Source organism: Endozoicomonas sp. 8E, from assembly GCF_032883915.1.
GTDB lineage: Bacteria > Pseudomonadota > Gammaproteobacteria > Pseudomonadales > Endozoicomonadaceae > Endozoicomonas_A.
Genome location: NZ_CP120717.1, coordinates 7,176,407 through 7,195,703, shown reverse-complemented (window position 1 = coordinate 7,195,703; position 19,297 = coordinate 7,176,407). Strand labels below are relative to the sequence as shown.

At 53.7% G+C, this 19,297-nt stretch carries 1 protein-coding gene; it reads left to right on the top strand.

From position 1 onward, the window contains the following. Positions 1-274: 274 nt before the first annotated feature. Positions 275-19,267 carry a hypothetical protein gene (locus P6910_RS25720; protein ID WP_317144078.1) on the top strand — a complete coding sequence of 6,331 codons (18,993 nt, stop codon included), beginning with the start codon at positions 275-277 and terminating at the stop codon, positions 19,265-19,267. Positions 19,268-19,297: the final 30 nt, after the last annotated feature.

Sequence of the window (19,297 nt, the reverse complement as noted above, 5' to 3'; positions counted from 1 at the left end):
TGATCAGGGCGCTTTCAGGCAACTCGGAGAGATGCCGGATTTGAGATTACATCCGAACCCTTGCCACAAGCCTCGGCACATCAATGTTAAGTCGTCAAAAAAACTGTTCAAAGTATTTGTTAAATAGACTGTCTTTTATTTTTTGAATTAATAAAGTTAGCTATCTATACCTACTTAATAGGGATTGTATTTTAGATAGATCGCTTGTTTGTTTGTGAAGATAAATATTCATCAAGATTTATAATTTTTAAGATCATTACACAGGGGTGCAATCATGGCTGATGATAGCAGTGCCAGTAGTGAGCAGCAGTCGCAGACCTCTAGTGAGTCAGAATTAAGTTCAGACGTCACCACAAATCTTGAAAAAGTTCGATTTGAAAAACCATCAAAATCAGTCGTCAAATCAGTGTCAGCTGACACCCAGTATCTCTTAGATTTTAATTCCGATGACGTAAAACTGGAAGTCAGGGGGCCTGACTTTGTTCTTGTTTTTCCGGATGGTGTTGAAATCACCCTGTTACTTGCGGGTGTAATGGCTGCAACAGAGCAAACACTTCAATTCAAATTCGCCGATGGCTCTGTGATTAGTGGTGATGAATTCATTGCTAAATCCAGTTTTGTTGAATCGGAAGATGTACCTGTTTCTACTCTGAAGGGTCAGGAGAGTGATTCTGAAGAGGAAGAAACGCCATCGGGCAAGGAAACGGAAGAAACATCATACAGTGAAACGACTGATTCAAAGACTCAATCAAAAGCCAGCAAGGAAATAAAAAAGAATGATGAGGCGTTTAAGAAAAAGCCTGTAGAAGAGGTAGAACCCCGGGATGATGATTTTACCGACACAGCCCAGGCAACCAGCACCAGCTCGTCATCTTCGCCTCCGGTTGAAGAAGTTACTCCAACAGAAGCGACTTCAACAACGGAAGGTACCAGTAATCTGACATTCTCGGTTTCGGTGACTAATGTTGGCTCAAGCTCCGCAGGTCAACTCATTATTGGTGGTGGCGGTAATAACTCTTCGATTACCCAAAGCGATCCCGAACAGCATCTTGAGGTTGAGCGCTTTGGAAGTAGTCTGGACGGAGACTCTGATGTTCAGCTCAATTACAACAGTGGCCTGGAAATTTACGGTGAAGATCCCTTACTTTTTACTGACTCATTAAACAGTAAGAATCTGGTTCTGCAGAATGATGCAAATATTAATGATATTGCAGCTATTTATGTTGAAAATATGCCCGATGGCTGGGGTGTTGCCGGTGGCGCGAATGAGGGTGACGGAAGCTGGCTGCTGCCGAGTCTGACCAATTTTATTCTGACCTACCCTACTGAAACTGACAGTCAGGTGGTGGACCTTTCCTTTAAGCTGGTTCTCAAAGACGGTTCAGAAAATGAATACGTCATCCCTGTTATCCGTCGAGATGCCTCCGATCCGGGTGAACTCACTCTTTCCTCATCGGAACTTTCCCCCCTGGTACTGGATACCAGCCCAACCAGCGACAATATAACAACAGGCGACAATGATGACATTATTCACGCAGGCGTTGGTGATGACATTGTTGATGCGGCGGGTGGTGATGATTTCGTTTCCGGCGGTATGGGTGATGATCAGCTCGATGGCGGGGCGGGTTCTGACACTATCCAGTTCAGCTATGAATATGGCGCTAATACGATAGGGCCTGAAAGTGGTGTCAAAGTAGACTTGGGCTCCGGGTCGGTGACTGATGACGGTTATGGCACTTCTGATGCCATTAGCAATTTTGAGAACGTCATCGGCACAATCCATGACGATACCATCACCGGTAGCGAATACATTGACGCCGACAACAATGGTGATAATACGCTTACCGGCCTTGCCGGCGATGACGTTATTAGCGGTTTGAGTGGCGATGACTTTCTGGCTGGTGGTGCCGGCACAGATACTCTCTACGGCGGTGCTGGAAGTGACGTATTGGACGGTGGTGCCGATGATGACACTCTATCGGGCGGTGCGAGTACCGATATTCTGAAAGGTGGCGCCGGCGCAGACAGCCTGGACGGTGGCGCAGGTTCGGATACGGTGGATTACAGTGATGAAACCGGTTCCGTCACGGTTAATCTGACAGGGTCGACCGCCACCGACGGCAGCGGTGATACAGATACCCTGACCAATATTGAGAACATTACCGGGAGTTCCGGGGATGACCAGATTTTTGGTGATTTTGGGGCAAACGTTCTTAACGGAATGGATGGCGATGACACTATCTCTGGCGGTGACGGGACAGACACCATCAATGGCGGTAACGGTAACGACTACATAAACGGTAATCAGGGTGACGATGTTATTGATGGTGGTGCCAATGATGACATCATCCATGGCGGTTTTGGTAACGATACCCTCAATGGTGGTGAAGGCATTGATACGCTGGATATGGTGGGGACGGTAACCAGTCTTTTCGATACACCGGATGATATCACGGTTGACTTGAGCACCTCACCGGATGGAACGGGCTCCGTCACGGTCAACAAGAGTTATGGAAGCGGCCTGTTCACTGGTGTTGATACCATCATTGGGTTTGAGAACGTCACCACGGACCATGGTAATGATACTCTCACGGGGAATGATCTCGATAATGTGCTGAGTAGTGGCCGTGGCCTTGACAGGCTTGATGGAGGGAATGGTCGGGATACCCTTCAGGGCGGTGCTGATGATGACACGCTGATCGGGGGCGCCGGTAATGACATTCTTGAAGGCGGTGACGGGAACGATGTTCTGGATGGCGGTTCCGGAAACGATGATCTTCGAGGTGGCGATGGCGTCGATACGGTCAGTTTTGCAGCTCTTTCCAGTGCCGTCAGTGTTGACCTCGGCGATGGCCGTATTTCTGATGATGGCCTGGGTGGCACAGATACCATTCAATCTATTGAAAACATTGAAGGTACCAATCTGACGGGGCAGGGCGACACACTGCTCGGTGATACCGGCGATAATGAAATATTCGGTCTGGACGGGGATGATACCCTGGGCGGTGGTGGGGGTACCAACAGGCTGGATGGTGGTGCCGGTAGTGATACCGTCAGTTATGGCAACGAGACCAGCGGCGTTACCGTAGATCTGGATGATACCCTGAACCCCGTCGTAACAGGTTCGGGACAGGACACGTTGATTTCCATTGAGAACGTTTCCGGTGGCTCCGGAAACGATTTTTTGAAAGGAACTTCAACTGAAAATACCCTCAGCGGCGGCAGTGGTGACGATACGCTGATGGGCCGGGGGGGGAATGATACGCTGGATGGTGGTCTTAATGGCCAGACGGGTGACTGGGTCGATTACAGTGAAGCTTCGTCAGCGGTGACAGTGAACCTTTCCGGCACAGATCACACGGCTTCATACGGCATTGGTGCCAATGCTGCTATCGACGGTGACGGCGGAACCGATGCCCTGAAAAACATTGAAAATATCACAGGCTCTGCGGGAAATGATGTTCTGATCGGCGATGAGCTGAATAACCACCTGCAGGGTGGCGACGGTAACGATACCTTCGTGGGCGGAAATGGCAGCGATATCTTCGATGGTGGCAGTGGTTCGGAGAGCGATACGGCTGACTATACCACAGTAACCGGCAATATTGTTGTTGACCTGGAAAATGATACGGCCAGCAACGATGGTTTCAATAACACCGATACCCTGACCAGTATTGAGAATGTGCTGGGAGGCACTGGTGATGATGTTATTAGCGCCGGTACGAGTAATGAAAGTAATGTGCTTCGGGGCAATGCCGGTGACGATCAACTGTCGGGTGGCGCGGGTGCAGATATACTCGACGGCGGTGATGGCGATGACAGACTGATTGGTGGCTCCGGAGCAGATCAGTTGATCGGTGGGGATGACAATGAAACCCATGGCGATACGGTTGATTACAGTGCTGCTGCCATTGGCATTCAGGTTAATCTGGCCAGCGGGGTGGTGGCTGACGATGGTACTGGCAGTCAGGACACTATTTCAGGCATTGAAAATGTCATAGGCGGCTCCAGTGATGACCAGCTGACTGGCAACATTGATGCTAATACGCTGACTGGCAATGCCGGTGACGATGTTCTCAATGGTGGCGGGGGCCAAGACACCTTGCTGGGAGGGGACGGTGACGACCGGCTGACCGGCGGCAGCGGCAATGACACTCTGAATGGTGGTATTCAGACTGCGAATGGTGATACAGCCGATTACAGTGCCGACTCAACCGATCTGAATGCGGATCTGGATGCCGGTATTGCCAGCAGCACGCTCAGTGGCACTGACACATTGGTTGGTATTGAAAATATCACTGGCGGCAGCGGTGATGACCGCCTGCTAGGGGACGGTTCCGATAACCAGCTGTCGGGCGGCGCCGGGGACGATGTGCTCACTGGCAGGGGAGGCAGCAACACACTGGACGGTGGCACCGGGAGTGATACCGCTGACTATTCCGCCAGCACCGGTATTGTTACTGTTGCTCTGGATGGCTCATTAACCAATACCAACGGCATTGATGCTGGCACCGATACCCTGATTGATATTGAGAATGTCACTGGTGGCAGCAACAACGACAGGCTGGTGGGCAATAGCGATAACAACTTGCTCAGCGGCAATGCCGGTGACGACCTGCTGCGTGGTGGTGCCGGTAATGACACTTTCTATGGAGAGACAGAAGCTGCGGGAGTTAACCCCGGCAGTCAGGACACTGATACCGTCAGCTATTCACTGGCAGCGGCAGGGGTCATTGTTGATCTCTCTGCCAATTCAGCCAGTGATGATGGCGACGGTGGCAGCGATCAGTTGTATGGCATTGAGAATATAACGGGCAGTAATGCTCAGGATAATATCAGTGGTGATGCTGGGGACAATGAGCTTAAAGGTGAAGGAGGCGATGATATCCTTGCCGGTGGTGCCGGTGATGACGTTCTTGATGGTGGGATTGGGACCGGTGACCAGGCGAATTACAGCAGTGCCGGCAATAGCATCAGTGTTGATTTGGCTTCTGGCCGGGCTCTGGATGACGGGGATAGCGGTACAGATACCCTGATCGCCATCGAGAACGTCACTGGCAGTGATCACAATGATGATATCCGGGGTTCTTCAGACGCCAATATCCTGAGCGGGGGGGATGGTGACGACCTGCTCTTCGGCGGAGCCGGTGATGACGTTCTTGATGGAGAAAGCGGCGCTGATACCGTGACTTTTTACGACTACGGTCGTTCGGTTATCGCAACGCTTGCAGATGCTGGCGATGGCCAGGCAACGGATGCCGGCGGAACGGAAACGGATACCCTGCGCAACATCGAAAACATAACAGGTAGCAGCAGTTATGGCGATACGCTGACCGGTAACAGCAGTGATAATGTTCTGTCAGGCAATGGCGGCGATGACATTCTCAGTGGCGGTGCAGGTGCCGATACGCTACAGGGTGATGACGGCAATGACACGCTTTCTGGCGGTACCGGGGCGGATAATTTCGATGGTGGTGCGGACGTGGATACGGTCACTTATGCCGGAGTCTCCGTTGGCGTCACCGCCAACCTTCGGACTGGCCTCGGTAACGACGGTAGCGGTGGTAGTGAAGCCTACAGCAATGTCGAGAACCTGATCGGCGGCAGTGGTGACGACACCCTGACCGGAACTGACAGCTCCTCCCAGGGCAACGAACTCTCTGGCGGAGCCGGTGACGACGTTCTGACCGGCGGAGCGGGCAACGACATTCTGGATGGTGGCAGTCATGGTGCAGCCGGCGACACGGTTGACTTCAGTGATGGCAGCAGCGGTGTCACCGCCAGTCTGGTTACTGGTCTGGCCACTGACAGCGAGGGTGGCCAGGATGTTCTGCGGAACATTGAAAATATAACCGGGACCAACAGCGATGACAGTCTGACCGGTGATGCTGTAGACAACGTGCTTACTGGTAATGCCGGTGCAGATACATTGCTCGGTAATGGCGGTGATGACACCCTCAATGGTGGTAATGACAACGATATCCTGGTGGGTGGGGCCGGGGCGGATACCCTCAATGGCGGGGCGGGCAGTGACACGGCGGATTACAGTGACAACACCAGCATTGTCACGGTTGATCTGTCACAGGCGAGTAACAAGGTGACTGAAGGCGGGTTCATTACCGATATCCTGAACGACATCGAAAATGTGACCGGCGGCTCCAACAATGACACCCTGACCGGTGATGATAATGCCAATGTCCTGACTGGCGGGGATGGTGACGACCTGCTGGTGGGTGGCCGTGATGATGATGAGCTGGCCGGCGGTGATGGTATTGACACGGTGGATTACAGTACCAGTAACCAGGCTGTCACCGTGAACCTGGACCTTGGCACTGCGTCTGATGGTTTTGGTGCCACTGATACATTGAGCGGCATTGAAAAAGTTATTGGCAGTGATCATGACGATAGCCTGACCGGGAATAACGATGACAATGAGCTGTCTGGTGGTCTGGGCAACGACACCCTTGCGGGTGGGGGCGGCAATGATATCTTCCAGGGTGGCAGTGGTGAGAACACCGTTGATTACACCGGTGCGGCAGCAGCCGTTACTGCCAGCCTGACAGCCGGTACAGCGACAGACGATGGTGATGGTGGCCAGGATACCTTCCATGATATCGAGAATATTCGGGGTAGCAGCCACGACGATGTGATCATCGGCGACGCTAACGCCAATAAGCTTTATGGGGAAGCAGGGGATGACACCCTGACAGGACGGGCAGGCAATGACCGTCTGGAAGGTGGTGCCAATACGGCGGTGGGCGATACCGCCGATTACTCGCTGGCGGCCAGTGCAGTCACTGTCGATTTGTCTATCGGCAAGGCGACGGATGACGGTGATGGTGGTGGTCAGGATGACCTGATCGGGATAGAGAATGTTACCGGCAGCGACGGTAATGATGTGCTGACAGGTGACACGGCTGCCAACAGGCTGCAGGGTGGCGACGGTGACGACAGTCTGAAAGGCGGACAGGGTGATGATTCCCTTGAAGGCGGTGACGGCTCCGATACGCTGGTAGGAGGAGAGGGAGTTGACACCATCGACGGTGGCACGGGTGTGGACACGCTCAGTTACGCCTCTGATCAGGACACCAACAGTGACGGTATGGGTGTGGTGGTCGATCTCTCTGCTGGCCAGGCCACCGATGGCAGTGGTGCTACTGATAGCGTCACTAATATTGAAAATGTCACCGGCAGTGACTTTAAAGACACCCTGACCGGTGATGCCAATGCTAATACCCTGGCTGGCGGCCTTGGCGATGATACTCTGGCCGGTGGTGCCGGTGCAGATACGCTGGATGGCGGAACTGAGGGTAGCGACGGCGATACAGCGGATTACACCGATGCATCGGGATTTGTTACGGCAGACCTGTCTGGCGCAAACGATACGGCCATTGTCGATGGTGATGCCACGGATACCCTGATCAGCATTGAAAATATCACCGGTAGCCAGTTTGCCGATACGCTCACTGGCGATGACGATGCCAATACTTTGCTGGGCAATGGCGGTGATGACACCCTGATGGGAGGACGGGGAGAGGATATACTGGCCGGTGGTGCCGACAACGACACATTGGATGGGGGGCTGGATGCTGACACCCTCAGGGGAGAAGCGGGCGAGGATACCCTGGTCGGTGGCGAGGGTGACGATATCCTGGAAGGCGGTGACGATGCAGACCGCCTTGAAGGCGGCATAGGTGCCGACCAGTTGCGAGGCGGTGCTGGCACAGATACCGCCGTTTACAGCAATGATGCCAGCGGTATTACCGTCAATCTTGCTGACGCCACACCCAATGCCACCGACGGTTCAGGGGCTACGGATACTCTGGATAGCATCGAAAATATTGTCGGCAGTGCCAGTGCTGACAATATTACCGGTGACACTCAGGTCAACCTGCTCCAGGGTGGCAGTGGTGACGATACGCTGCATGGTGGCGATGGCGACGATACCCTTCAGGGGGAAAATGATGCCGACGCGCTCTATGGTGATGCGGGCGATGACACTCTGGAAGGCGGTGGTGGCAACGATACCCTTGATGGTGGCGTCGGTAGTGACAGCCTCGATGGCGGCAGCGGTAATGATACGGTGGATTACAGTCTGATGTCTGCCGGTGTGGTGGCCGATATATCCGGTAATGTCGATACCGTCACCATTGGCAGCGACACCGATACCCTGATCAGCATCGAGAATATCAATGGCAGCGATCACGACGATACGCTGACGGGTGACGCTGGTGTCAATATCCTGCAGGGCAATGATGGCAACGATACCCTGAGTGGCAATGACGGTGCTGACCAGCTGTTCGGTAACGATGGTGATGACATTCTGGAAGGTGGCAGTGGTAGTGATACTCTCAATGGCGGTGCCAACGGCGAAACGAACGGTGATACGGTTGACTACAGCAGTCATAGTCGTGCGGTAACGGTTGATCTGGACAGCGGCAACGCCACCGATGGGACAGCCGACACTGACACCCTTATCGATATTGAAAACATCACGGGCAGTGCGCTGGGTGATACCCTGACCGGCGATATTCACGACAACCTCATAGATGGCGGGAGTGGTAACGATACCATCAACGGCAATAGCGGTAATGATCACCTTCAGGGGGGCAGCGGCAATGACACCCTGACTGGCGGCCTTGGCAGCGACACCCTTGATGGTGGCACCGAGACGGACACGGCGGACTACAGCACGGCTATTGGTTCTGTCAATGCCGATCTTTCTTCCGGCACTCCTCAGGCGGCGGTGAGTGGCGACGCCACGGACACACTGATCAGCATTGAAAATCTGCGTGGTAGTAATCACACTGATACCTTGACTGGCGATAACAACGACAATGATTTTTATGGCGGTCAGTCCGACGATACCCTGACCGGCAATGGCGGTGCTGACCGGCTCTATGGTGAAAGTGGTGATGACACCCTGGTCGGTGGCGATGGTGCCGATACTCTCGATGGTGGCAGTGGTGGTGAATCGGCAGGGGATACGGCAGATTACAGCGCCCGCAATACGGCAGTGACCATCAACCTTCAGAACCAATCTCAGAACGATGACGGTAGCGGTGCTCAGGACACCCTGGTGGACATAGAGAACGTCACCGGCGGCAGTGCCGACGATACGCTCACGGGTGATGCCGGAGACAATGTGCTGACCGGAGGCGGCGGCGATGACATTCTGGTAGGCGGTGGCGGTCAGGATCGGCTGGTCGGCAGTGGCGGTTCTGATGTGGATACAGTGGATTACAGTGGCGCTGCCGCTGCGGTGGTAGCTGACCTGTCCAACTTGCAGGCTACTGATGACGGTGACGGCAGTTCTGATGCCTTGATTGATATTGAGAACCTGATCGGCAGCACCAGTGGTGATTCCCTGACCGGTGACGCTGAGGCTAACAAGCTCGAAGGCGGTGCCGGTGATGACACGCTCAAGGGTATGGGTGGCAACGATATTCTGGAAGGGGGGTCGGATAACGACACCCTCAGTGGTGGTGCCGGTATTGATAACCTCATAGGTGGTACAGGTACCGATACGGCGGATTACAGCGATGCCCAGTCCGGAGTGACAGTAGATCTCTCCGCCGCCTCGAACCAGACCTCTGACGACGGTGATTCTTCCAGCGATACCCTTGACAGCATTGAGAATGTTACAGGCAGCCTGAATAACGACACACTGACGGGAGATAACCAGAATAACACTCTGAGCGGGCTGGATGGCAGCGACATCCTGTCTGGCGGCGGGGGAGCTGATACGCTCGAAGGCGGTGATAACGACGATACCCTGCGTGGTGATAGCGGTAACGACACGCTGAAAGGGGGCACCGGGAGCGATACTGCTGATTACAGTGGTGTTAGCGGTGTTGTCACTGCCATTCTGTTAAATAATCAGGTCTCCAGCGATGGCGACGGTGGTCAGGATACTTTGGACAGTATTGAGAACCTGATTGGCGGCACCCTCGGCGACACGCTGACGGGTGATAACCTGAATAACCGGCTGGAAGGTCGTGAAGGAAACGATGTTCTCAAGGGCGGCCTGGGTGATGATGTGCTGATTGGTGGCGACGATGCTGGCACTACCGACCGGGCGGATTATGATGATGCCACGGCTGGCGTCACCGTTAACCTCACCATTGGCAGCGCATCGGGTGCCAATGGTAATGACACTCTGAATGGTATTGAGGACATCAAGGGCAGCAATCATGATGACACCCTGACCGGAGACAGTGCAGCTAACGTCATAGAGGGGCTGGATGGCATCGACACAATTCACGGTGAAGGTGCAGATGATACGCTCTATGGTGGTAACCAGAACGACACCATTTTCGGCGGTGACGGTAGCGACACCATTCGTGGCGATGATGACAATGACACAATCAGCGGTGGTGCCGGAAACGATGATCTGGATGGTGGCGCTGATTTTGATACTCTGGATTACACTGACCACACCAATAACCTCACCGTAGACCTGAACAATTCGACAGTTAATGCCGGCTCGAACAATGTCGATACCATCAGCAATTTTGAAGCGGTCAGTACCGGTGCCGGTGACGATACGCTGACCGGGACAGCGGATGCCAATACCCTCAGGGGGAATGCCGGCAACGATACTCTGACCGGTGGCGATGGTGCCGATTCTCTCGAAGGCGGAACCGGTAATGACGTGTTTATTGAAGGGGGCGGCAGTGACATCATTGATGGCGGCGATGATATTGATACTGTGGATTACAGCAATCTGGGAGCAGGTCAGTCCGTTGACGCATCGCTTGTTCTGGGAGGGGACGGCTCGGCTGTATCCGGATCTGACACAGATACACTTCGTAATATTGAGAACATCATTGGTTCCGATGCTGCGGATACCCTCACAGGGAGTAGCGCAGACAACCAGCTGTCCGGTGGTTCGGGCAACGATACGCTGACCGGTGCTGCCGGCGATGACACCCTTGATGGCGGTGATGATACCGACACCGTTGATTATTCCGCAAATACCAATGCCCAGGCCATTGTTATTGATCTGGCTAACCAGGCTATTAACGATGATGGTCAAGGGGGTAGCGATACCCTGAGCAACATCGAGATTATCCAGCTTGGTGCAGGTAATGATGTCGCTGCGGGCGATAGTCAAAACAATGAATTTTACGGCAATGACGGAACCGATACCCTCAGTGGGGCCGATGGTGATGACCAGCTCTATGGTGGCAATCAGGATGACATCCTGCAAGGCGGTGCAGGAACCGACTTGCTGGATGGTGGTTCGGGCACTGACACAGTGGATTACACCGATGCCTCCGCAGCTGTTGAAGTGGATCTCTCCACAAACCGGGCCAAAGAGCAAGGTGTTCTCACAGACACGTTCAATAATATCGAAAATATCTTGTCCGGTAATCACAGTGACACTCTCATCGGCGATGGCGACGTCAACCGCATTGAAGGTGGAGCGGGTGATGACAGTATTACGGGCAATGCTGGCAATGACCAGCTGTTTGGTGATGACGGAGCGGATACCTTCTACGAAGGTGCGGGCAGCGATACCATCGATGGTGGCTTGGGTGCTGATACGGTGGATTACAGCTCGTTATCGGGCGTTGAGCTGACGGTTGATCTTGATGATGGCTCAGGTTCGGGGTCTGCCACTTTTAGTGGTGGCAGTTCAGATACTGATACTCTGCTTAATATTGAAAATATCGTCGGAACTGACAATAACGATACCATTACCGGAAGCAGCGAAGTTAATGAACTGGATGGTAGCGATGGTGATGACCGGCTGGTGGGTGAGGCTGGCAATGATACGCTGAGAGGCGGTGGTGGCACGGATACCGCCGACTACAGCTACCAGACCAATAACGTCCTGATTAATCTGGCAGACAATACCAATAATGATGATGGTCATGGTGATCGGGACAGTCTTTTTGATGTTGAGAATATCGTCAGTGGCTCCGGTAATGACACTCTGACCGGTGATTCTGCCAACAATACGCTTGATGGGGGGGCAGGTGATGATACGCTCTCCGGTGGCTCTGGCAACGACACCCTTAATGGCAACGGCGGCATTGATACGGCTGATTATCGGGATGCTGTATCCGGCCTGACGATTGATCTGTCTGCTGGCGCACCGATCAATGACACTCTGGGTGGTCAGGACACTCTCCAGTCCATTGAAAACCTGATAGGCGGCGACCATGCCGATACGCTGACCGGCGATGGCATCAGTAATGTTCTCTGGGGGGGAGATGAGAACGACACCCTCAATGGACTGGGAGGTGCCGATACCCTGGAAGGGCAGGAGGGTAATGATACCCTGGATGGGGGAGATCTTGACGACATCCTCATAGGCGGTAATGACGACGACACGCTGATCGGTGGTTCAGGTAATGACAACCTGCAGGGTGGTGCCGGAATTGATACCGCAGATTACAGTGCCCAGGCTCAGTCTGTCACCATCAACCTTCTTGATCAGTTACAAAACAACGATGGCCAAAGCGGCCAGGACACCCTCTCCGATATCGAAAACCTTTCCGGCGGCAGTAACGACGATACGCTGACCGGCGATAATGCCGACAATACGATTCGTGGCAACGCTGGTAACGATACCCTCAGTGGCAGTGGCGGTGCTGATCAGCTTGTTGGTGGTACTGGTGATGATACTCTGCGAGGTGGTGCTGGCAATGACACCCTCGATGGTGGTCAGGGTACCGGAGATACAGCAGATTACACAGGGCATGGCAGTGCTGTCACAGCAACACTCACCAATGGTGGCGCTGGCAGCGGCAACGCCACTGATGCCGCCACCGGTGACACCGATACTCTGGCAGGCATCGAAAACCTTACCGGTAGCAGTAATGATGACACGTTAACCGGTAATGACCTTGCCAACATTCTTCATGGTGGTGATGGTGCGGATATTCTGATCGGTGGAGACGGCGCAGACACCCTGCGTGGCGGCGATGATACAACGGATAATAGCCTGAATGATACTGCCGACTACAGCGGTGCCACCGGAGCCCTGACCATTGACCTGGCCAATGAAGAAGCCACCGATGATGGCTACGGCAATCGTGATGCGGTGATCGATATCGAAAGGGTGGTTGGCACTGCTTACAATGATTCGATTCGGGGGGATGCTGAAAGTAACCATCTCACCGGCGGTAGTGGCAACGATACGTTTTATGGTGCGGGAGGGATAGACACGCTTATCGGCGACGCTGGCACTGATACTGCCGATTACAGCGATGCCGGCGGGGCTGTCAGTGTGAACCTGCTTAATGGCGAAGCTTCCGACGATGGTGATGGTGCCAATGACACACTCACAGACATTGAAAATATTATTGGCTCTGCCAACGCTGATACCATCGAGGGTGATAATCAGGCGAACCAACTGGAAGGTGGCGATGGCGCCGATACCCTGACCGGTGGCGATGGCGACGACGTGTTGCTGGGGCAGGACGGTGACGACATTCTTGAAGGTGGCTTCGGCGCTGACACTCTCGATGGTGGGCTGGGTAATGACCGGGTGGATTACAGCGCCTTCGCCGGATCACTGATCATTGACCGCTCAGCAGGCGGAAACAGTTTTCAGGTCGATCTCGGTGGTGGCAATGTAGATACCCTGACCAGCATTGAAGACCTGGTGCTGGGTGCGGGTGATGACCATATCATCGGTGATAGTGGAGACAACCGTTATGACGGTGGAATAGGTAATGACACACTGGAAGGCATGGGTGGAAACGATACCCTCAACGGCGATGAAGGCGATGACACCATCAGCGGTGGCAGTGGCAGTGACACCCTGGATGGCGGTGAAAGCGCCAACGACAATGATACCCTGGATTATTCTGACAATACCACAGGCCTGACGGTTGACCTGGGCTCATCTTCGGTGACGGACGGGGCCGATACTGACACCATTGCCAATTTTGAATCTGTGCTGGGTGGTTCCGGTGATGACATCCTGACGGGTACCGCTGAAGTCAATATTCTGGATGGTCAGGACGGGGATGACATCCTTTATGGCAAGGCCGGTGCCGATACCCTGAGGGGCGGAAGCCACGGCAGTAATGGCGATACCGTTGATTACAGTGTCCATGGCAGCGCAGTCACGGCTACGCTCACTGCCAGCGGTAACGGAACGGCTAACGATGGCACCGATACCGATACTCTGGAAGGTATAGAGAACATCAGCGGCAGTGCTCATGGCGATACACTGACCGGTGATAACAATGCCAATACCCTCAATGGTAATGGTGGTATTGATACCATTAATGGCGGTGCCGGTACGGACACTCTCCACGGTGGCGCTGATGGTGACACTGTCAGTGGTGGTGACGACAACGATACCCTCTACGGCGATGCTGGCAATGACAGCCTGAATGGCGATGCCGGGGATGACACTCTTTATGGTGGAACCGGTGACGATACTCTGGATGGTGGCAGTCATTCCAGCAATGGTGATACGGCCGATTACAGCGGCAAGGGGGCGGTCACTGTTGATATGAACCTGGGCAGTAACCAGGTGAGCAATGACGGTGAAGGTGGTCAGGACACGCTGCTTAATATTGAAAATATTATCGGTACCTCCAATAACGACAGCATGACCGGCAACGCTGACAGCCACCGGTTTGAAGGGGGTGGCGGCGACGACACCCTCTCAGGTGGCGGTGGCGATGATGAGCTGGTTGGCGGTGACGGCAACGATACCATTGACGGTGGTGCAGATAACGATGATATCGAGGGTAATGCCGATAACGACATCCTGACAGGGGGTCAGGGTGCAGATTTCCTCAAGGGTGGCACCGGTCAGGATAATCTTTCAGGTGGAACCGAGAATGACACGCTCTGGGGTGAAGATGGTGATGACGAGCTTGACGGGGGTGCCGGTGACGACGCCATCAACGGTGGAGCAGGAACCGACACCCTGTTGTTAACCGGGGCAACACAAGCAGTCGATATTGATCTTCAGGCAGGTACAGCAACCAACGATGGTTATGGTACCAGCGACTCCAGTATTACCAATGTTGAGAATGTTACGCTGGGCGCGAACGGCGGTAAAGTCACGGGCAATGCTGATGTCAATGTGCTGACCGGCAGCACTGGCGTCGATGAGTTCCGTGGCGGTGGTGGCAATGACAGGCTGGAGGGCCACGACAGCGATGACCTGCTCTACGGAGATGCCGGTCAGGACACGCTCTATGGTGGTGCCGGGGCAGATACCCTGGAAGGGGGTACGGAAAATGACACCCTCTATGGTGAGGCAGACAACGATACATTGCGTGGCGATGCCGGTCAGGATCAGCTCTTTGGCGGTGACGGTAATGATACTCTGGAGGGTGGAGATGACGACGATACCCTGACAGGTGGCGCCAATGACGACATTCTCCACGGTGGTAACAATAACGATACATTACATGGCGATGCCGGTGCCGACCAGCTCAACGGCGATGCCGGTGATGATGTGCTTGAAGGAGGGGATGGCATTGATACCCTTAACGGCGGCGATAATGACGATACCCTGCGAGGAGGAGCAGAAGGCGACACGCTGAATGGGGGTTCCGGTGATGACACTCTGGTTGGCGGAGTCGGCAATGACAGTCTCGACGGTGGTGCAGGCACAGCGGACTGGGCCGATTACAGCGACGCTATCGGTGATGTTACCGTTGATCTCAGCGATCTGGTTGGCCCCAATGCCCAAGATGGCCAGGGTTCCAGCGATACTCTCGTAAATATTGAAAATGTCCGTGGTGGTGCCCATTCTGACAACCTGACAGGGGATGCCAATGCTAATCACCTGGTGGGTAATGCCAATAATGATATCTTGTCCGGTGGAGATGGTGCTGACCATCTGGAAGGCGGTGACGGCAATGATTATCTGACTGGCGGTGCCGGTGCCGATACGCTGGATGGCGGTGAAGAGGCCGGAGACAATGATACCGTTGACTATGCCAGTGAGAGCTCGGCAGTCACCGTAGATCTGTCCAATGTTTTACAAACGGCAACTGTCAGCGCGGTGACAGACACCCTGTCCGGTATTGAAAGTGTGGTCGGAGGCAGTGGTGACGACATTCTCACCGGTAACGGCGACGCCAATGTATTGCAAGGCAATGCGGGTCAGGACCGGATTGACGGTGGTGCCGGTAACGATACGCTGCAAGGTGGTGCCGACAATGACACTATCAACGGTGGTCAGGGCGATGACACTATTGATGGTGGCATTGGTGATAATGACCTGCTTGACCTGAGCATGGCAACCCACGCTATTAGCCTTAACCTCGGTAACGGTAACGCCACCCAGGATGGTTACGGTTCATCCGACAGTAGCATCACCGGGATTGAAGATGTTACCGGAGGTGGCCAGGCCGATGATATTACCGGCAATGCTCTGGCCAATATCTTGCGTGGAGGGGGGGATGCTGACCTTCTGAAAGGCGGTTTTGGCAACGATACTCTTTATGGTGACAGTGGTGCGGACACGCTGGAAGGCAATGCCGGTGACGATCAGATATATGGGGGTACCGGTAATGATACGGTCAGTTACGCTGACGGAGGTGCGGTTAATGTCAATCTGAGCACTGGCATAGCCACCGGCAATGGCACCGATAACCTTTACGAGATCGAAAATATTACCGGCAGTTTCTCCGACGATACGCTGACGGGTGATAGTGGCGATAATACCCTCGATGGCAGCTCGGGCGATGACACACTGATCGGTGGTGGCGGTAATGATGTGCTGGAGGGAGGAGCCCACAGCAGTCTGGGTGACACGGTTGATTACAGTGGTGCTACCAACGGTGTGACCGCTAATCTGACCAGTGAGACAGGTAGTAGCATCGATCAGGGCACCGATACCCTGAAGAATATTGAAAATATTATTGGCAGTAATCAAAACGACGCACTGACCGGCAGCAGTGTCAGCAATTCGATCAATGCGGGTACCGGCGCAGACACCATTTATGGCAGTGATGGTAACGATACTCTTGATGGTGGTGGCGACAGTGACACGGTGGATTACAACACATCCCATTTCAACAACTCTGGTAGTGGTTTAACCATCACCCTCAACGGTTCTGCCAACGGCACTGCGGTTCATGGTAGTGATACTGACACACTCAAAAATATTGAAAATGCCACTGGCTCCGGCAACGCCGATACCCTGATCGGCGACAGCGGCAATAATACCCTCAATGGTATGGCTGGCGACGATACTCTGGAAAGTGGTACCGGGACAGACACTCTGGATGGTGGCACAGGTTCTGATACCGCGGATTACAGTGGCCATGCTCGTTCCGGTATCACGGTTGTGCTCAATGGCAGCGCTAACGGTACCGTCAATGATGGCACTGACACAGACACTCTCCGCAACATCGAAAATATTATTGCTACAGACGGCGTCGATACCATCACGGGTGATAATGAGGACAATACCATTAACACCGGTGATCAGAACGACACGATCCACTCAAGTAATGGTACCGACATTCTGGATGGTGGCAGCGGCACGGATACTATCGACTACAGTAGCAACAGCAGTGGCGTGACCGTCACTCTGGCTGGTGCATCTAATGGCTCGGTGGTCAAGGGTGGTAATACCGATACTGTCCGTAATGTGGAAAATGTTATTGGTACTGCTTTTATCGATACCATGACCGGTGACAGCAACAGCAATAGTCTCAGTGGCGCGGGTGGCAACGATACATTCCATGGCAGCGGTGGCAACGATATTCTGGATGGTGGCGCAGATACTGACACCGTGGATTACTCGGCGGATACTGGCGGTCTCACTGTGACTCTGGCCGAAACTGGCAACGATGGTACAGCCAACACTTCTGCGGGCACGGACACCCTTCGTGAGATCGAAAATATTGTTGGTGGTAGCGGGGATGATACGCTCAACGGTAACAGCGCCAACAACGACCTTGATGGCGGTGCTGGTAATGATACGCTTCGCGGTGGTGCTGGTGCTGATACGCTTGATGGCGGTGATGACATTGACACTGTTGATTACAGCCAGGATTCAGGAGCAGTTACTGTTGACTTGTCAGGAGGCTATGCCATTGATGGTGGCTTTGGAAACGATACGCTGATTGATATCGAAAACATTACTGGCTCCGACAATGCATCGGGCGACCAGTTGTATGGTAATGCGTCAGCCAACACCATCAACGGGGGGGGCGGAAGCGATACGATTTTTGGTGGTGCCGGTGCTGACACCATTAACGGGGGAGACGGCAACGACAACATTAATGGTAATCAGGACGATGACACCATTACGGGTGGCGCTGGCGATGACATCATCCACGGTGGCTTCGGAAACGATAAATTAGATGGCGGTGCTAACACTGCGGCGGGCGATACGCTGGATATGGTGGGCAATGTCACCGGGCCAGGTGACACACCGGATGATATTACCGTCGACCTCTCTGCCGCAGCAGATGCTGATGGTTACATCACCGTCAACAAAAGTTATGGTGGCGGAACTTCTACCGGTATTGACAAGGTCAAGGGTTTTGAGAATGTCACCACCAACCATGGCAACGACACCCTGATTGGAGACAGTGCAAACAATATTCTGGACAGTGGTAGCGGCAATGACACACTCCGGGGCGGAAACGGAAACGATACCCTCAATGCCGGCTCCGGCAACGATATTCTGGAGGGGGGCGCCGGAGCCGACTCACTGGATGGCGGGGCAGATGAAGACACCGTTGATTACAGCAGTGAAACCAATGCCGTCACGGTTAACCTGACCACTGGTACGGCCACCGACGGTGGCGGCAGTAACGACACCCTGACCAATATTGAGAAAGTGCTGGGCTCCAACAGTGGGGATAATCTCACCGCCTCCAGCACGATAGCTAACGTATTGGAAGGTAATGGCGGTAACGACACCTTAACGGGTTTTGCAGCAGACCAGCTTATTGGCGGAGCCGGTGACGACACTCTCAATATCGATCTGGCAGCCCTGCAAAACAATGCCACACGGATAGATGGTGGAGCTGACAACGACACGCTCAGTCTCAATAACGGTGGCACCTTGGATCTGGGTAATTTCACCAGCCTTATCGATAATGTTGAAAAGATTGATTTCAACGGAGGAAGTGCCGATAACATCACTATCTCAATGAATGATGTCGGTGCACTTTCCGGAAGTAACAGCCTGACCATTGATGTTGATAGCAGTGATGGTATTACTGTGAATGATTCGACCAGCAGTGATACCAGTGATGCCAGTCAGCACATTTACAATGACAACAGTGGCAATACCATAACAGTCAACTTCCTCTGATGGATTCAGGCCAGTAGGTTCAGAGGGCGC